Below are 17,650 nucleotides of genomic sequence, written 5' to 3'. Positions count from 1 at the left end.
CGGGGGCGCCCCCCCGCTGTCGTCGGGAGGCGGGGCCAGGGTCAGCCGGCTGCCCGCGCCGCCATCCGGGCCTTGCGCGCCGCGAGCTTCTCGTCGAACTTGCTCGCCTCGGAGTCCAGACCGCCGAGGAACAGACCGAGCTCCTCCTGGGCCTTGACGCCCTCGGGGCCGAGCCCGTCGATCTCCATGACCTTCAAGAAGCGGATCACCGGCATCAGCACGTCGTCGTGGTGGATGCGCAGGTTGTAGACCTCGCCGATCGCCATCTGCGCCGCGGCCCGCTCGAAGCCGGGGATGCCGTGCCCCGGCATCCGGAAGTCCACGACGACGTCCCGCACCGCCTGCATCGTGAGGTCGGGGGTGAGCTCGAAGGCCGCCTTGAGCAGGTTGCGGTAGAAGACCATGTGGAGGTTCTCGTCGGTCGCGATCCGGGCCAGCATCCGGTCGCAGACCGGGTCACCGGACTGGTGGCCGGTGTTGCGGTGCGAGATACGGGTGGCCAGCTCCTGGAACGCGACGTAGGCGATCGAGTGCAGCATCGAGTGACGGTTGTCCGACTCGAAGCCCTCGCTCATGTGCGACATGCGGAACTGCTCCAGCTTGTCCGGGTCCACCGCCCGCGACGTGAGCAGGTAGTCCCGCATCACGATGCCGTGCCGGCCCTCCTCCGCGGTCCAGCGGTGCACCCAGGTGCCCCAGGCGCCCTCGCGGCCGAACAGCGTGGCGATCTCGTGGTGGTAGCTCGGCAGGTTGTCCTCGGTCAGCAGGTTCACCACCAGCGCGATCCGGCCGACCTCGGTGACCTTGGACTGCTCCTTCTCCCAGGCCTCGCCGTCCTCGAAGAACCCGGGGAAGTTACGGGCGTCGCTGAACGGCACGTATTCGTGCGGCATCCAGTCCTTGGTGACCTTCAGGTGCCGGTTGAGTTCCTTCTCGACCACTTCCTCCAGCGCGTACAGCAGCCGGGCGTCGGTCCAGGCGGAAGAGCTGTCGAGGTGGGGAGAAGCGATCGACATGGGTACTCCAGGGGACGGGGGCAGTACGGGGGCCGGCGAGCGGTGCCGGCGACCTACGGAATCGTAGGCTACGAATCCGTAGGTTACGAAACCGTAGGTTAAGCGTGTCGTAAAGCTTGCTGAGCAGCGGGGTAGCCCGTCCGGCGTAGAGGTCCCGCAGCCGCACCAAGAGGCAGGTGACGCGGCCCTCGAGCTTCTCGAACTCCCCGAGGTCCACCGGCACCGGTGCGTAACCGAGGTCCGTGAACAGCTCCGCTGTCCTTCAGGCGGTGGGGGAGGACGAGAGCCTTCTTGCCGGGCACGTGCGTGACTCCGTATCGGGCGGGGCAGGTCCGGCGGCGGTACCGAGGGCGCCGGTGGGCCGGCCGGTTCTCCCGGGTCCCGGCGCAGCCATCATGCGAGGCGAACCCGGCCCGGATCACCCCGTCGGCCCTGTGATCCATCACCGGTAACCGGCCCGCACAGGTCGCACGCGGGTCACGCGGGTCACACGGACCTCATTGGCCCTACCCGCCTCACTTGCCTCACTCGCCTCACCCGCATCGCCTGCCTCACCCGGGTCACCTGACGGCTTCCGGTGCGATCTCCTTCAGTTGCCCCTCCTCCATCAGCAGCCAGCGGGTGATCCCGACCGACTCCAGGAACGGCAGGTCGTGGCCGGCCACGATCAGCGCCCCCTCGTACGACTCCAGCGCCGTGGTGAGCTGCCGGACGCCGGCGATGTCGAGGTTGTTGGTCGGCTCGTCCAGCACCAACAGCTGCGGCGCCGGCTCGGCCAGCATCAGCGCGGCCAGCGTCGCCCGGAAGCGTTCACCGCCGGAGAGCGTCGCCGCCTTCTGGTCGGCGCGGGCGCCCCGGAACAGGAAGCGGGCGAGGCGGGCCCTGATCCGGTTGTTGGTGGCGCCCGGCGCGAACCGTGCCACGTTGTCGGCGATGCTCAGCTCACCGTCGAGGACATCGAGGCGCTGTGGCAGGAACCGCAGCGGAACCTGCGCCGTAGCCTCCCCGGACACCGGCGGGAGCTCGCCCGCGACGGTGCGCAGCAGTGTCGTCTTGCCCGCGCCGTTGCGCCCGATCAGCGCGACCCGTTCCGGGCCCCGCAGTTCGAAGCCGCCGTCCACCCGTGCGCCGTAGGCGAGTTCGAGGTTCGTGAGGGTCAGGACGGTACGTCCCGGCGGTACGGCCGTGTGCGGCAGATCGACGCGGATCTCGTCATCGTCCCGGACCGCCTCCACCGCCTCGTCGAGCCGTTCCTTCGCCCCGGCGAGCCTCTCCTCGTGCATGATGCGGTGCTTGCCCGCGGACTCCTGGGCCGCGCGCTTGCGGGCACCCATGATGATCTTCGGCTCGCGCTTCTGGTCCCACATCTTCTGCCCGTACCGCTTACGACGGGCCAACTTGAGGTGAGCGTCGGTGAGTTCGCGCTTCTGCTTGCGCAGGTCCGCCTCAGCGACCCGCACCATGCGCTCGGCCGCATCCTGTTCGACCGCGAGTGCCTCCTCGTAGGCCGTGTAGTTGCCGCCGTACCAGGTGACCCCGCCGGAGCGCAGATCGGCGATCTGGTCGACCAGTTCCAGCAGTTCGCGGTCGTGGCTGACCACGACCATGACGCCCGGCCAGTTCCCTACGGCCGTGCGGAGCCGCCTCCGGGCGTACAGATCGAGGTTGTTGGTGGGTTCGTCGAGCAGCAGTACGTCGGGCCGGCGCAGCAGCAGCGCGGCCAGCCGCAGCAGCACCGACTCGCCGCCCGAGACCTCGCCGACGGTGCGGTCCAGCCCGATCTGTCCCAGGCCGAGTTCGCCGAGCGTGGCCAGGGCGCGTTCCTCCACGTCCCAGTCGTCGCCGACCGTCTCGAAGTGCGCCTCGGCCACGTCGCCCGCTTCGATGGCGTGCAGTGCGGCCCGCTGTGCGGCGATACCGAGCGCGTCGTCGACCCTCAGCGTGGTGTCGAGCGTGACGTTCTGCGGCAGGTACCCCACCTCGCCGGTGACACGGACGGTGCCGTCGACCGGCCGGAGTTCACCGGCGATCAGCTTCAGCAAGGTTGATTTTCCTGACCCGTTGACGCCGATGAGGCCGGTCCGGCCAAGGCCGAAGGCTACGTCGAGGTCCTCGAGGACGGGGGTCCCGTCGGGCCAGGTGAAGGACAGGGAGGTACAGGTGATGGACGGGGTCATGCGGGCCTCCGCGGTTGCGTGGTGCGGTCATGGCAAACGCGTATCGAGACACCGCGGGAGGGCGAGGGCCGCACGGCGGCGGCCGGACGACGGCCGTGGGACGACCGGGAGCCGAGCGGGAAGGCGGGGGCGTGAAAAAAGCCCTGTTCCGCAAGGACGGCTCGTACGCCGAGGTCGCACGCTGCGTGCACACCACACGGGTGTGAAGCGGTGTCTCAGAACCTCAGACGAGCAACGTCCCTCTCCAATCGACGGCAACAGAAGCGTGGTACACCGTACGAAGGGCCGGGAACGGGTGTCAACGCGTTTTTCGCGGAGGCCGCAGGGCCGCAGGCCGCAAGGGTGCCGGGCGGGCCGGCCGGCTCAGCCGGTGAACGGCCCGCCGGTGCCGAACGCCAGATCCGCGAAGCGCTCACCCATACGACGGTGCGTGGCGGCGTCCGGGTGCAGCGCGTCGGGCAGCGGCAGCTCGGCGTGGTCCGCCTCGCCGTACAGCTTCCGGCCGTCCAGGTAGTGCAGATGCGGGTCGTCGGCCGCCCGCTGCTCCACCACGCGGGCCAGCTCCTCCCGTACGACGTTGAGGGTGAGCTTCCCGGCGGCACGTTCCTCGGGGTCGCCCATGGCCGCGAACCGGAGCCGGCCCTCGTCGAGGGTGCTGAGGTCGGGAAGGCTCGGGCCCGGGGTGTCCTCGTGGATGGGGCACAGAATGGGCGAGACGACCAGCAGCGGCGTCGTCGGGTGGCCGTCGCGGATCGTGTCGAGGAAGCCGTGCACCGCCGGAGCGAAGGCGCGCAGCCGCAGCAGATCGGTGTTGACCAGATTGATGCCGATCTTGAGGCTGATCAGGTCCGCGGGCGTGTCCCGCATGGCCCGCGCGGTGAACGGGTCGAGCAGGGCGCTGCCGCTCAGTCCCAGGTTCACCAGGTCCACCCCGCCGAGCGAGGCGGCCAGCGCCGGCCAGGTCGTGGTCGGGCTCGCGGCCTCGGAGCCGTGGCTGATCGAACTGCCGTGGTGCAGCCACACCCTGCGGTCCCCGGGGGCCACCGGCGTCACAGGGGCGTCGGTGCGCAGGGCGACCAGCAGGGTCATCTCGTTGTGCGGGAGCCAGATCTCGACGCGCTTGTCACGGTCCGGCAGCCCGGTGAACCGGACCGTGCCCACGGGGCCCGGCCGCAGCTCGGCGGAGCCCGTGGCCATGTCCATCAGCATGACGTTGCCGCCGGGGACATGGGTCTGCCCGGCCGGTTCGCCGTCGAGCAGCAGGTCGTAGACACCGTCCGGGCGGGGCGGAGCGCCCTCGTAGGCCATCTTGGTGCGGAGCACGTCCAGTTCGACGGCCGTGGCCCGGGTGCGCAGCACCAGCCGGACGCCGGACGGCTGCGCCTCCGCCATGGCCAGCTGACCGTCGGCGGCCTGCGCGCGGGCTCGGGCGGGCAACCGGTGCGGCTGCACGCCCTGCGCGGTCCGCTCCAGCTCGAGCGCGCCGCGCAGCAGCTCCTCGGTGAGCGGGGTGGTGATCCAGCCTTCCGCCGGGGGAGTGGGGGAGGAGCCGTCGGTGGGGTCGTGGGGGGTGCTCATGATCGCAGGCTGTCAAGCGCGCCGACGATCCGCAAACATTTATCCCGGGCGCTCGACGGCACCCGACCGCCGCCGTGACGTGTCGCGGCTCGGCTGTCGAGGGTCGGCCGGCCCGGCTCGGCCGTCGCGGGTCGGCGGTCGTCGCTCAGCAGGCGTCGCGGATCAGCTCGGCGAGATCGTGGTCCAGATCGAGCTGGAGGTGCTCCAGGCCGGCCGGCACCAGTTCGCTGGTCGCCTCCAGGAACTGGCGTATCTCGCCCGAGCGGACATGCACGACGGCGGTCCCCTCCGGAGCGTGGAACTCCAGCACGGTCCGGTCGTAGCCGTACGGTCGCACGCGGACGTCACCGTGGCCCTCGGGCTCGTGCAACCCCGCGGTGAGCAGCTCGCGGGCGAAGGTCCAGCAGACCTCGACGCCCTCCAGGGTGGAGGGAGCGGGGAAGGACATGCGGACGGCGAACGGGTCGCTCCGGTCGTAATGCAGAGTGGCGGGAATACTTGCCATCCGCGGCGCGGCGGCGACGAGACGGGCCTCGACGGGCTGCTCGATGACGGTGGACAACGCCTTGCTCCCTCGTGACGGCTGGACAGCTTCCGGGCGGATAGGGCGGGCTACTCAAAGAGACGACGGAATCGGCCAATCCGTGCCCACCGGAACAGCGTGACCTCCGTCACCGCCTCCAAGCGCCGGTGTGATCAGGTTTCCCCGGGACGGAGCTTGCATGCGGCATGTGGCTGGTTGCCGCGGGTGTTGAGTACCCGGGAGGCGCCAGGCCGGTGCGCAGGACCGGCTCACGGGGTCGGCTCACGGGGCCGGTTCACGGGACGAGGAGGCCAGGCGCCGCGGGGTCGAGGGCCGGTCGAACAGGAACAGGAGTCGGCCTCGGTGGGCGCCCGGTGACAAGTGAGACGCGCGTGGGGGCGGGACTCGAGCCCCGCCCCCACACGTGAAGTCCGCCGAACCCATAGGCTCGTCGCCATCATGACGAGCGTACGCATCCCCGATGGCTGGCCCACGACCGAGGGAGCGGCCCGTGCCGTCCAGGACGGACTGCGCGGGCGGGTGGTGCTCGACGAGCTCGGCCCGCCCCCCGGGACGGGCCGGGTCACCGGGGTCGACGTGGCGTACGACGACGAGCGGGACCTCGTCGCGGCGGCGGCCGTCGTCCTGGACGGGGCGAGCCTCGAGGTCGTCGCCGAGGCGACGGCCGTCGGCCGGATCTCCTTCCCGTACGTGCCCGGCCTGCTGGCCTTCCGGGAGATTCCCACCGTGCTGGCCGCCCTCGACGCCCTGCCGTGCCCGCCGGGCCTGGTCGTCTGCGACGGCTACGGGCTCGCCCATCCTCGCCGCTTCGGCCTCGCCAGCCATCTCGGGGTCCTCACCGGCCTGCCGACGATCGGCGTCGCCAAGAACCCGTTCACCTTCACCTGCACGGCCCCGGCGACCCCGCGCGGCAGCACGGCCCCGCTGCTCGACGGCACCGAGGAGGTCGGCCGGGCCCTGCGCACCAGGGACTCCGTCAAGCCGGTCTTCGTCTCGGTCGGCCATCGCGTCGGCCTCGCCAACGCCTGCGCCCACACCCTCGCGCTGACCCCCGCCCACCGCCTCCCGGAGACCACCCGCCGGGCGGACGCCCTGTGTCGCAGGGCCCTCCGAGAGGCAGCGAGCACGGACTCGGGCACGGACCAGGGCCTTTCGTCCGGGTCGGGCCGGATCAGGGACCGGGGCCCGCGAGCCCGACCCGATCCGCCGGACAGGCCCTAAGCGGCTCCCTCCCGCTCGTCATCCTCGCCCTGCTCGATGCGCCAGCGGCCCACCTCGCGGTACTCGGAATCGTAGATCTCCGACCCGTCACCGGCCTTCATCGGGTAGTGGCTCAGGTTCCCGCCCCAGTAGCGCAGGATCCGCCCCAGCTCACCCACGGGGTCCTTCGCCAACGCCTCGTCGTCCATGCCTACTTCGAGAAGAAATCGCATGCCTTCAAGTGTTCCATTGAACTCCTTCTTGGCACTTGTGCGGAGAGTGCCGCCGACCGGCCCGGACCCGGTGCCGAAAAGTCCCCACTCGGTGCCGCCACGGGCGGGGACGGCCCGACGCGAACCGGGTACGGGCGACCGAGTACCTGTACGGATGCCTGCCGCCACTCCATCGGCAGGCTGAGGCATGACAACGCACCGTGCCTCCAGGTCGGTTGCCGCCATGGTCCGACCCAGCGAGCGGGCGGTGGCCCTCGGGCCGGCCCCCGCCGTCCTGGCGGGCGGCGGCTGGATCGCCGGGACGGTCCGCACGGTGCCGGAGCGGCCCTTCCGGGAGAGGCCCTGCGCCCCGGGCCGGCAGAGCCGATCGGCCCCCTCGCTGCTGACGTCCTGCGAGCCCGCGCCCCGCCGCCCCTTTCGCCGCCGTCCCCTGCCGCCCCGCTGGAGCCGAAGGGTGTGCCTGCCGCCGGGCTGCTCCGCGACCGGGTGGAGGAGAGCCGCCGCACCGTCGCGCCGAAACGGCCGGTGGCGGGACCGGACGGCATCTGCGCCGGGCGGGAGCACGGGCCGCGCCGTACAGTGGCGAACAGTGGCCAAGCGCTTGCTCGCCCGGTCTTGTGCTGAGTGGAAGGTGTTCCTAGCATCATCGGTGTGACATCGGTTGTGTCAAAGCTGGGGGTGTGATGACGGAGACACAGGTGCCCGCACCCGCGCGGTCGCCGGGACAGGGGCCGCTGACCGGCGTGCGGGTGGTCGAGCTGGCCGGGATCGGCCCCGGCCCGTTCGCCGCGATGCTCCTGGCCGACCTGGGCGCCGACGTCGTCCGCGTGGACCGCCCAGGCGGCCCCGGACTCGGCATCGACCCGGCGTACGACGTCACCAACCGCAACAAGCGCTCCGTGGTCGTCGATCTGAAGGCCCCCGACGGCGCCGACCGCGTCCTCGACCTGGCCGAGCGCGCCGACATCCTCGTCGAGGGCTTCCGCCCCGGTGTCGCCGAGCGCCTCGGCGTCGGCCCAGGGGACTGCCACGCCCGCAACCCGGGCCTCGTCTACGGCCGGATGACCGGCTGGGGTCAGCAGGGGCCGCTCGCGGACCGCGCGGGGCACGACATCGCGTACATCGCCCGCACCGGCACCCTCGGCATGATCGGCAGCCCCGACCGGCCGCCGGCCGTTCCGGCCAACCTGCTCGGCGACTACGCGGGCGGTTCCCTCTACCTCGTCGTCGGCGTTCTCGCCGCCCTGCACCACGCCCGCCTGGGCGGCACCGGACAGGTCGTCGACGCCGCCATCGTGGACGGGACCGCCCACCTGTCCGCCATGATCCACAGCATGCTCGCCGTCGGAGCCTGGCAGGACCGGCGCGGAGCCAACCTCCTCGACGGCGGCTGCCCGTACTACGGCACGTACGAGACGGCCGACGGCGGACACATGGCGGTGGGCGCGCTCGAACCGCAGTTCTACGACGAGTTCCTGCGGCTGCTCGGCATCGAGGACGAGGAAGGACCAGGGCTCTCCGGGGCCCGCATCGACGTCACCCGGTGGCCCGCCCTGCGCGAGCGGGTCACCGCCCGCTTCAAGGGACGCACCCGCGACGAGTGGACCGCCGTCTTCGACGGCTCCGACGCGTGCGTGGCCCCCGTCCTGTCGCTGCGCGAGGCCCCGCACGACCCGCACCTCGCTGCCCGCGGCACCTTCACCGACCACGCCGGTATCACCCAGCCCGCACCGGCCCCGCGGTTCTCCGCCACCCCCACCAGCGTCCGCACCGGGCCTGCCCGGCCGGGCGCCGACACCGACGACGTGGCCCGCGACTGGGACGTACCCCGACTGCTGTCCGCGTCCCGCCACCCTCAGCGAAAGGCCTCCCCGTGAGCACCGAAGCGTACGTGTACGACGCGATCCGCACCCCGCGCGGGCGCGGCAAGGCGAACGGCGCCCTGCACGGCACGAAGCCCGTCGACCTGGTCGTCGGCCTCATCCACGAGATCCGCGACCGCTTCCCGGATCTGGATCCGGCCGCCGTCGACGACGTCGTGCTCGGCGTCGTCAGCCCGGTCGGCGACCAGGGCTCCGACATCGCCCGGATCGCCGCCCTCGCGGCCGGGCTGCCGGACACGGTCGCCGGCGTCCAGGAGAACCGGTTCTGCGCCTCCGGCCTCGAGGCCGTCAACCTGGCGGCCGCCAAGATCCGTTCCGGCTGGGAGGACCTGGTCCTGGCCGGCGGCGTGGAATCCATGTCCCGGGTGAAGATGGCCTCCGACGGCGGCGCCTGGTTCAACGACCCGATGACCAACCTCGCCACCAACTTCGTTCCGCAGGGCATCGGCGCCGACCTCATCGCCACCATTGAGGGCTTCTCGCGGCGCGACGTCGACGAGTACGCGGCCCTCTCCCAGGAGCGCGCGACGACCGCCTGGAAGGAGAACCGCTTCGCGCGGTCCGTCGTCCCGGTGAAGGACCGCAGCGGCCTCGTCGTCCTGGATCACGACGAGCACCCGCGCCCCGGTACCACCGCCGACTCCCTCGCCGGGCTCAAGCCGTCCTTCGCGGACATCGGGGAGCTGGGCGGCTTCGACGCGGTGGCGCTGCAGAAGTACCACTGGGTGGAGAGGATCGACCACGTCCACCACGCGGGCAACTCCTCCGGCATCGTGGACGGCGCCTCCCTGGTCGCGATCGGCAGCGGGGAGGTCGGCGAGCGCTACGGGCTGACCCCGCGGGCCCGGATCGTCTCGGCGGCCGTCTCCGGCTCCGAGCCCACCATCATGCTCACCGGCCCCGCCCCCGCCACCCGCAAGGCGCTCGCCAAGGCCGGGCTGACCATCGACGACATCGACCTCGTCGAGATCAACGAGGCGTTCGCGGCGGTCGTGCTGCGCTTCGTGAAGGACATGGGCCTGTCGTTGGACAAGGTCAACGTGAACGGCGGCGCCATCGCGCTCGGCCACCCGCTCGGCGCCACCGGCGCGATGATCCTGGGCACCCTCGTCGACGAACTGGAGCGCCAGGACAAGCGCTACGGCCTCGCCACGCTCTGCGTGGGCGGCGGCATGGGCATCGCCACCATCGTCGAACGCCTCTGAAACCCCGGCGGAACCCGGACCCGAGCGACCCGAGCGACCCGAGCGACTTCTACGGAGACCTTGTCATGACCGAAACCCCCACCATCCGCTGGGAGCGGGACGACACCGGCGTCGTCACCCTCGTCCTCGACGATCCCCACCAGTCCGCGAACACCATGAACCAGGCGTTCCGCGACTCCCTGGCCGTGATCACCGACCGCCTGGAGGCGGAGAAGGACAGCATCCGCGGCGTCATCCTCACTTCCGCCAAGAAGACCTTCTTCGCCGGCGGCGACCTGCGCGACCTGATCAAGGTCACCCCCGAAACGGCGCAGGACCTGTTCGACGGCGGCATGGCGATCAAGCGCCAGATGCGCCGCATCGAAACCCTCGGCAAGCCGGTCGTCGCAGCGATCAACGGCGCTGCCCTCGGCGGCGGTTACGAACTCGCCCTCGCCTGCCACCACCGGATCGCCCTCGACGCACCAGGCTCCAAGATCGGTTGCCCCGAGGTCACCCTCGGCCTCCTCCCCGGAGGCGGCGGCGTCGTCCGCACCGTCCGGATGCTCGGCATCGCCGACGCCCTGCTGAAGGTGCTCCTCCAGGGCACCCAGTACAGCCCGCGGCGCGCCCGGGAGAACGGTCTCGTCGACGACGTGGCCGACACCCGCGAGGAACTGATCGCCAAGGCCCGCGCCTTCATCGACGCGAACCCCGAGTCCGCCCAGCCCTGGGACCGGCCCGGCTACCGCATCCCGGGCGGCACCCCGTCCCACCCCAAGTTCGCGGCCAACCTCCCCGCCTTCCCGGCCACCCTGCGCAAGCAGACGAACGGCGCACCCTACCCGGCGCCGCGCAACATCCTCGCCGCCGCCGTCGAGGGCGCCCAGGTCGACTTCGAGACCGCCCAGGTCATCGAGGCCCGCTACTTCGTCGAGCTGGCCGCCGGACAGACGTCGAAGAACATGATCCAGGCGTTCTTCTTCGACCTCCAGGCCGTCAACTCCGGCGCCAACCGCCCCCAGGGCGTCGAGCCCCGCACGGTCCGCAAGGTCGCCGTGCTCGGCGCCGGGATGATGGGCGCCGGCATCGCCTACGCGTGCGCACGCGCGGGCATCGACGTCGTCCTGAAGGACGTCACCCCGCAAGCGGCCGCCGAGGGCAAGGCGTACTCCGAGAAGCTGTGCGCCAAGGCCGTCTCCCGGGGCCGGACGACCCAGGAGAAGGCCGACGCGCTGCTCGCGCGGATCACCCCCACCGCCGAGGCGCGGGACCTGGCCGGCTGCGACGCGGTCATCGAGGCCGTCTTCGAGGACACCGCCCTCAAGCACAAGGTGTTCCAGGAGATCCAGGACGTCGTCGATCCCGACGCGCTTCTGTGCTCCAACACCTCCACCCTCCCCATCACCGCCCTCGCCGAGGGCGTCGAACGGCAGAGCGACTTCATCGGACTGCACTTCTTCTCGCCGGTGGACAAGATGCCGCTCGTCGAGATCATCAAGGGTGAGCGGACCGGTGACGAGGCCCTCGCCCGCGCCTTCGACCTGGTCCGGCAGATCAGGAAGACGCCGATCGTCGTCAACGACAGCCGCGGCTTCTTCACCTCCCGCGTCATCGGCCACTTCATCAACGAGGGCGTCGCCATGGTCGGCGAGGGCATCGAGCCCGCCTCCGTCGAACAGGCCGCCGCCCAGGCCGGCTACCCCGCCAAGGTGCTCTCCCTCATGGACGAGCTGACCCTCACCCTGCCGCGCAAGATCCGGGGCGAGTCCAAGCGGGCCGTCGAGGAGGCCGGCGGCACCTGGACCGCGCACCCCGCCGAGGCCGTCATCGACCGCATGGTCGACGAGTTCGGCCGCCCGGGCCGCGCCGGCGGTGCCGGTTTCTACACGTACAAGGACGACGGCGGGCGCGACGCCCTGTGGCCCGGCCTGCGTGAGCACTTCACCAAGCCGGGATACGAGATCCCGTTCCGGGACATGCAGGAGCGGATGCTGTTCGCCGAGGCGCTGGACACGGTCCGGCTCCTGGAGGAGGGCGTGCTGACCTCGGTCGCCGACGCCAACATCGGCTCCCTTCTCGGTATCGGCTTCCCCGGCTGGACCGGCGGCGTCCTGCAGTACATCAACGGCTACGACGGTGGCGCCGGCGCCGGCGCCGGGGGAGAGACCGGACTGCCCGGATTCGTGGCCCGCGCGCGTGAACTCGCCGAGCGGTACGGCGAGCGCTTCACACCGCCGGCACTGCTGGTGGACAAGGCGGAGAAGGGGGAGCGGTTCACGGACGCCCGCTGACCCTCCGGCGCGTGCGGCCGGCCGGCGGGGACAGGGGCATCAGCCTCCCGTCCCCGCCGTCCCCGTACCCTCCCCGCCGTCCAGCCACTCCCGCAGCTCCTCGCGCAGCGACCGCTGAAAGGCCGTGAGCAGTGCCTGTACCACGAGCGGATGCATATGGGCGGACAGCGACTTCACGTCCCGCGGGTCCCGCTCCGCCACCGCGTCCCGTAGCAGCCGCGACAGCTCCTGGGCGGCCGCGCGGGCATGCTCGGTGAGCGTCGTACGGGCCTCGAGGATCGTCTCGTGCGTCAGCGGTACGTCCAGCAGCTCGACGCCGAGCCGCAGCAGCCCCGCGTCGACCCGGAAGTCCTCACCGTCCCGCTCGAGGACGTTCAGCGCCGCCAGCCGCCGCAGATCCTCGTCGCCCAGCGCCCGCCCCGCCCGTCGCTCCAACTCCCCGCGCGACACCTTCTCCCCCGTGTCGGGCGCCCAGGAGGCCACCACCGCGCGCTGGATCGCCAGGTCCCGCACACTCAGATCCGGCGGCAGCTGACCCAGATAGCGCTCGATGGCCGCCAGCGTCATGCCCTGCCGCTGCAACTCCTCGATCAGTGCCAGCCGGGCCAGGTGCTCCCGCCCGTAGCGGCCGACGCGGCGCGGCCCGATCACCGGCGGCGGGAGCAGCCCCTTGCTGCCGTAGAACCGGACCGTCCGCACCGTGACCCCGGCCCGCGCCGCCAGTTCGTCGATGGTGAAGGCCGGCTCCTCGATGTCGGTCGTCATGCACAGCAGTATTACTGTCTCACCAGCGTTGCGGCACCTCATCCGCCCCGATGCACCCGCCCCGACGCATCCGCCCCGACTTGTCAGTGCCGGCACCTGCGGTGGCATCACGTCGGAGATCACGGGGATCACCTACGTCAGGGGCGCCGCCGCCGAGCCGTCGGTGAAGGGCGTCAAGATCATCGCGCATGTCCGCAACGACATCGGGGGCTGGGAAAGGGGCTTCGTCCTGGCACTGTCCCGCCGCTGGAGTGAGCCGGAGGCCGCGTACCGTGCCTGGCACCGCGACCGCGCCTCCAACGACTTCGCCCTCGGCGCGGTCCAGATGATCCCCGTGTCCAGATGCTCCCTGTGGAGCGGTACGTCCGGGTGGCCGGCATGATCGGCCGGCGCGGCGTGATCCCCCGAACTCTCGGCTCCGCTCGAGCAGGGGGACCCCCATGGACGGCAGGGGTGTCCCCGTCCGCTACGAGGCGATCGACCACGCGCTCGCCGTCGTCGGCGATCACGCGATCGCGCTCGGGACCGCGGCGCACATGCCGCGCGGCGGCTGCGGGCCGGCCGGAGGCACGTGGTCGCGCGTCGAACAGCTGATCACCGAGCGGCCGGTGCGGCGCGGGACACCGGTGACCGTGTAAGACCACGGCGACTGAGCGGCCGTACGGCCTTCGCGCGCTGCTCCCCGAGTGCCGGCCCCGCGCCCTGCTTCCCGCGCGCCGGGCCGGTTTCCGGTTCTCGGCTCCGCCCGTGCGCCCACCAGCCGTCAGACGCCCCCTTCTGCACACGAGTTGACCGTTGTACCGTCCGCGCATGCCGATACGCACGCGCTTCACGACCTGGAGACCGCTCGTGACGGTGGCCCTGGCCGCCCTGACGGCCACGCTGCTCACCCCCGCGCCGGCGACCGCGGCGGGCCCCGCGCCGCGCGAGAGCCGGCCCGTCCACTCCTACGACGACGCGATCCGCGAGGCCGTCTGGGTGGACACCGGACTCGACGAGGACGGCGACGGACGGACCGACCGGGTGGCCGTCGACATCGTCCGCCCCGCCGAACCCGCGCAGCGGGGCCGGAAGGTCCCCGTCATCATGGACGCCAGCCCGTACTACTTCTGCTGCGGGCGCGGCAACGAGAGCGAGCGCAAGACGTACGACGCGAACGGCGACGTCGTCCGGATGCCACTGTTCTACGACAACTACTTCGTGCCGCGCGGCTACGCCGTCGTCGGCGTCGACCTGGCCGGCACCAACCGCTCCGACGGCTGTGTGGACGTCGGCGGCCGCTCCGACATCCAGTCCGCGAAGGCCGTCGTCGACTGGCTGAACGGCCGCGGCACCGCCTACACCACCCGCACCGGCGCCGGGCGGGCGGACGCCGACTGGACCAATGGTCGCACCGGCATGATCGGCAAGAGCTGGGACGGCACCATCGCCAACGGCGTCGCCGCCACCGGGGTCGAGGGCCTCGAGACGATCGTGCCGATCGCCGCCATCTCCTCCTGGTACGACTACTACTTCACCAAGGGCGCCCCGCTCTACGACTCCGGCCCCGACTGGCTGTCGGACTACGTGGAGAGCCCGGACGCCCGTGCCCGGTGCGGGGCCGTCCAGCGCGAACTCGTCGACGGCGCCCCGCGCACCGGCGACCTGACGCCGCTGTGGACCGAACGCGACTACGTGCGCGCCGCGAAGAAGGTGAAGGCCAGCGTCTTCCTCGTGCACGGCATGCAGGACCTCAACGTACGGATGCAGCACGTCGGCCCGTGGTGGGACGCTCTCGCGAAGAACGGCGTCGACCGCAAGATCTGGCTCTCCCAGACCGGACACGTCGACCCGTTCGACTTCCGCCGCGCCGACTGGGTCCACACCCTGCACCGCTGGTTCGACCACGAACTCCTCGGCCTCGACAACGGCGTCGACCGCGAGCCCATGGCCGACATCGAGCGCCGGCCCGACCAGTGGGTCACCTCGAAGAGCTGGCCGCCGCGCGGCACCCGCACCGCGACCCTGCGCCCCGCCCACGGCAGCGAGGACGGGGTGGGCACGCTGGGCCTGCGCAAGGACCGCGGCACCGAGACCTTCACCGACGCCCCGAGCCTCGGCGAGAGCGACTGGGCTGCCCGTATCGACACATCGACCCCGGACAAGGCCGGCTTCGTCACCGGGCCGCTCTCCCGAGACCTGCGGGTGTCCGGCGCCTCCGAGGCCACCGTCACCGTGACCCCCAGCGCCCCCACGGCCCACCTGTCCGCCGTCCTCGTCGACCTCGGCCCCGACACCATCCGCGACTACGCCGCCGCGGGCGAGGGCATCACCACCCTCACCGACCGCACCTGCTGGGGCGCGAGCACCGAGGGCGACAGTGCCTGCTACCGGGAGACCCGGGCCAGGACCGCCGGCGTCGGTCACACGATCGTCAGCCGGGGCTGGGCCGACCTGGGCAATCACGCCTCGGACGGCAAGGGCGCCCCACTCACCCCGGGCAAGCGCTACACCATCACCCTCGATCTGGCCGCCACCGACCACGTCGTCCCCGAGGGCCACCGTCTCGCTCTGATCGTCGCGGGCACGGACCGTGGCCTGATCGACCCCCCGGCGGACACCCCCACCCTCACTCTCGACCTCGCCCGCACCTCCGTGCGCGTCCCGGTCGTCGGCGGAACCGCCGCCTTCGCCCGCGCCGCAGCGGACGCGCCTGCCGGGTCCACGTCCGATGCCACCGTCCGCGACGGCGTGCGTCCTCCGTACACCATCCAGCGCGTTCCGGGACATGGAGGAGGTGCGTCCGGAACCGAGTGACCCACGCGCTGCCGGTCGCGCCCTCGCGCACGATCGATCACCAGCCCGGGCGGATGCGTGATCCCCTCGATCACCATCCGCCCGGGGGCGCGCGGGAACGTGACCGCTGGAGAGGTGATTTTTGCGCCAGAGGAAGAGGTGATTTTTGCGCCAAAGGTGGTACGGGCATGGCGGGAGGAGTGATTCTCCGCCCAACGGCTCGATGAAAGGCGCCGCCTGTGACGAAGGACCAACACAGCGACAACGACCCTACGGCGGGCCCTCTGCCGGGCTCGGAGGCGGGTCTGGCGGGCCGTGAACGCCCTCGGACCGACCGCGTGGTGTTCGGTGTCACGGCGGTGCTCACCGTCGCGTTCGTCGTCTGGGGCGCCGTCGCGACCGAATCGCTCGAGGACGTCTCGAGCGGCGCGCTCACCGGGCTGATGCACAACGGCGGCTGGGCGTTCATCCTGGCCGCCTCCGGTTTCGTCGTCTTCGCCCTCTGGCTGGCCGTCAGTCGCTATGGCCGGATCCGTCTCGGCGCCGAGGGGGAGAAACCCGAGTTCCGTACCGTGTCGTGGGTCGCGATGATGTTCAGCGCGGGCATGGGAATCGGCCTGATGTTCTACGGCGTCAGTGAGCCGCTGGCGCACTACGTCGTGCCACCGCCGGGCACCAACCCGGTCGACTCGGGCGACCGCATGGAACTGGCCATGGCGACCACGCTCTTCCACTGGACGCTCCACCCGTGGGCGATCTACGCCGTGGTCGGCCTCGCCATCGCCTACAGCACCTTCCGCAGGCGCCGCAGGCAGACCATCAGCGCCGTCTTCACCCCGCTCATCGGCTCGAAGCACGCGAACGGTGCCATCGGGCGCTTCATCGACATCCTCGCGATCGTGGCGACCATCTTCGGCTCGGCGGCCTCCCTGGGACTCGGCGCGCTGCAGATCGGCTCCGGCATGCAGGAGCTGGGGTGGCTGGACAAGGTGAGTACGGGGCTGCTCGTCGGCATCATCGCGGTGCTCACGGTCGGGTTCGTCGCGTCCGCGGTGTCGGGAGTGGAGAAGGGCATCCAGTGGCTCTCCAACACCAACATGGTGCTGGCCCTGGTGCTCGCCCTGTTCGTGTTCGTGGCCGGTCCGACGATCCTCGTCCTCGACCTGCTGCCCACCTCCGTCTTCGGCTACCTGGGCGAACTGCCCCGGCTGGCCGGCCGCACGGAGGTCAGCGCCGGCCAGGGAGTGGCGAGGTGGCTGGGCAGCTGGACCGTCTTCTACTGGGCGTGGTGGATCTCCTGGACACCGTTCGTCGGCATGTTCATCGCCCGCATCAGCCGGGGCCGTACGATCCGTCAGTTCATCGGCGGGGTCATCCTCGTGCCCAGCACGGTCAGCCTGGTCTGGTTCGCGATCTTCGGCGGTTCCGCGATGAAGCTCCAGGAGCAGGGCCGGCTCGGTATGGAGACGACGCCCGAGGGCCAGCTGTTCGCGGTGCTCCAGCACTACCCCATCGCCACGGCCATGAGCCTCCTGGTGATGATCCTCGTCGGCATCTTCTTCGTCTCGGGCGCCGACGCGGCCTCGGTCGTCATGGGCACGCTCTCGCAGAAGGGGGCGCTCGAACCGGGACGCCCGGTGGTGGTGTTCTGGGGCATGGTCACCGGAGCGGTCGCCGCGATCATGCTGCTGGTGGGCAGCGGCCAGGGCGACGCACTGACCGGCCTGCAGAACATCACGATCCTCGCGGCGGCCCCGTTCGTCATCGTGATGATCCTGATGTGCGTGGCGCTCATGCGCGACCTGCGCCAGGACCCGGTCATCGTGCGCAGGGAGGTCGGTTCCGAGGCGGTCGACCTGGCCGTCATCGCGGGTCACACGAAGTACGACGGCGAATTCGAACTCCGTATCGGGCCAGGGGCCGGTACGGACGTGGAGGGAGACCCGATCGGCAAGCACTACGAGGCACCGACCGAGCCCTGACCGCCGACAGCCGCTCCGG

15 protein-coding genes and 1 pseudogene are annotated in these 17,650 nt (G+C 71.4%); 9 read left to right on the top strand and 7 right to left on the bottom strand.

The window, feature by feature from the left end:
- Positions 1 to 41 precede the first annotated feature (41 nt).
- From ACFP2V_RS20330 to ssgD, 5 genes and pseudogenes are all read right to left on the bottom strand, one after another.
- Positions 42 to 1,016, bottom strand: a complete 975-nt coding sequence (locus ACFP2V_RS20330) for an acyl-ACP desaturase (protein ID WP_381214151.1) — start codon at positions 1,014 to 1,016, stop codon at positions 42 to 44.
- Between the two features lie 142 nt (positions 1,017 to 1,158).
- Positions 1,159 to 1,278 (bottom strand): annotated as a pseudogene (locus tag ACFP2V_RS20325) (N(G),N(G)-dimethylarginine dimethylaminohydrolase); the annotation flags it as partial.
- Between the two features lie 298 nt (positions 1,279 to 1,576).
- The gene (locus tag ACFP2V_RS20320) at positions 1,577 to 3,193 is read right to left on the bottom strand and encodes an ABC-F family ATP-binding cassette domain-containing protein (RefSeq protein WP_381214148.1); all 1,617 of its coding nucleotides are present in this window, start codon (positions 3,191 to 3,193) and stop codon (positions 1,577 to 1,579) included.
- 363 nt (positions 3,194 to 3,556) lie between these two features.
- Positions 3,557 to 4,771, bottom strand: a complete 1,215-nt coding sequence (locus tag ACFP2V_RS20315; RefSeq protein ID WP_381214145.1) for a GDSL-type esterase/lipase family protein — start codon at positions 4,769 to 4,771, stop codon at positions 3,557 to 3,559.
- Positions 4,772 to 4,916: 145 nt separating this feature from the next.
- On the bottom strand, positions 4,917 to 5,333 hold the full coding sequence (gene ssgD / locus ACFP2V_RS20310; protein WP_381214142.1) for a spore wall synthesis regulator SsgD: 417 nt from the start codon (positions 5,331 to 5,333) through the stop codon (positions 4,917 to 4,919).
- A 420-nt stretch (positions 5,334 to 5,753) separates the two neighbouring features.
- On the opposite strand from ssgD, the gene ACFP2V_RS20305 reads away from it, so the two are divergent.
- On the top strand, positions 5,754 to 6,536 hold the full coding sequence (locus ACFP2V_RS20305; protein WP_381214139.1) for an endonuclease V: 783 nt from the start codon (positions 5,754 to 5,756) through the stop codon (positions 6,534 to 6,536).
- On the opposite strand, the gene ACFP2V_RS20300 is transcribed toward ACFP2V_RS20305, so the two are convergent.
- Complete coding sequence (locus tag ACFP2V_RS20300; protein ID WP_381214136.1) at positions 6,533 to 6,748, bottom strand: hypothetical protein; 216 nt, start codon at positions 6,746 to 6,748, stop codon at positions 6,533 to 6,535. The genes ACFP2V_RS20305 and ACFP2V_RS20300 overlap by 4 nt on opposite strands.
- Positions 6,749 to 6,935: 187 nt before the next feature.
- Here ACFP2V_RS20300 and mmpA point away from each other — a divergent pair, with 187 nt between their 5' ends.
- The 4 genes from mmpA (at position 6,936) to ACFP2V_RS20280 (ending at position 12,109) form a co-directional block, all read left to right on the top strand.
- A complete protein-coding gene (gene mmpA, locus ACFP2V_RS20295) occupies positions 6,936 to 7,403 on the top strand; it encodes a morphogenic membrane protein MmpA (protein ID WP_381214133.1) in 468 nt (155 codons plus the stop codon).
- A 28-nt stretch (positions 7,404 to 7,431) separates the two neighbouring features.
- Positions 7,432 to 8,625: a CaiB/BaiF CoA transferase family protein gene (locus ACFP2V_RS20290; RefSeq protein WP_381214130.1), complete on the top strand. Its 1,194-nt coding sequence runs from the start codon at positions 7,432 to 7,434 to the stop codon at positions 8,623 to 8,625.
- Complete coding sequence (locus ACFP2V_RS20285) at positions 8,622 to 9,836, top strand: acetyl-CoA C-acetyltransferase (RefSeq protein WP_381214127.1); 1,215 nt, start codon at positions 8,622 to 8,624, stop codon at positions 9,834 to 9,836. Before ACFP2V_RS20290 ends, ACFP2V_RS20285 begins: the two co-directional genes overlap by 4 nt.
- Before the next feature lie 65 nt (positions 9,837 to 9,901).
- Positions 9,902 to 12,109 carry a 3-hydroxyacyl-CoA dehydrogenase NAD-binding domain-containing protein gene (locus ACFP2V_RS20280; RefSeq protein WP_381214124.1) on the top strand — a complete coding sequence of 736 codons (2,208 nt, stop codon included), beginning with the start codon at positions 9,902 to 9,904 and terminating at the stop codon, positions 12,107 to 12,109.
- Between the two features lie 39 nt (positions 12,110 to 12,148).
- Here the strand turns inward: ACFP2V_RS20280 and ACFP2V_RS20275 are convergent, their stop codons facing one another.
- Positions 12,149 to 12,874 carry a MerR family transcriptional regulator gene (locus ACFP2V_RS20275; protein WP_381214121.1) on the bottom strand — a complete coding sequence of 242 codons (726 nt, stop codon included), beginning with the start codon at positions 12,872 to 12,874 and terminating at the stop codon, positions 12,149 to 12,151.
- Positions 12,875 to 12,902: 28 nt separating this feature from the next.
- On the opposite strand from ACFP2V_RS20275, the gene ACFP2V_RS20270 reads away from it, so the two are divergent.
- The 4 genes from ACFP2V_RS20270 (at position 12,903) to ACFP2V_RS20255 (ending at position 17,631) form a co-directional block, all read left to right on the top strand.
- On the top strand, positions 12,903 to 13,256 hold the full coding sequence (locus ACFP2V_RS20270) for a macro domain-containing protein (protein ID WP_381214118.1): 354 nt from the start codon (positions 12,903 to 12,905) through the stop codon (positions 13,254 to 13,256).
- A gap of 58 nt (positions 13,257 to 13,314) precedes the next feature.
- Positions 13,315 to 13,512 (top strand): macro domain-containing protein, encoded by a 198-nt coding sequence (locus ACFP2V_RS20265; RefSeq protein WP_381214115.1) that lies wholly within the window; start codon positions 13,315 to 13,317, stop codon positions 13,510 to 13,512.
- Positions 13,513 to 13,684: 172 nt separating this feature from the next.
- Positions 13,685 to 15,670: a Xaa-Pro dipeptidyl-peptidase gene (locus ACFP2V_RS20260; RefSeq protein WP_381214113.1), complete on the top strand. Its 1,986-nt coding sequence runs from the start codon at positions 13,685 to 13,687 to the stop codon at positions 15,668 to 15,670.
- Between the two features lie 218 nt (positions 15,671 to 15,888).
- Complete coding sequence (locus ACFP2V_RS20255; RefSeq protein ID WP_381214110.1) at positions 15,889 to 17,631, top strand: BCCT family transporter; 1,743 nt, start codon at positions 15,889 to 15,891, stop codon at positions 17,629 to 17,631.
- Positions 17,632 to 17,650 lie beyond the last annotated feature (19 nt).

The organism is Streptomyces incanus (genome assembly GCF_042656345.1).
Lineage (GTDB): Bacteria > Actinomycetota > Actinomycetes > Streptomycetales > Streptomycetaceae > Streptomyces > Streptomyces incanus.
This window is presented reverse-complemented; position numbering and strand designations above follow the sequence as displayed.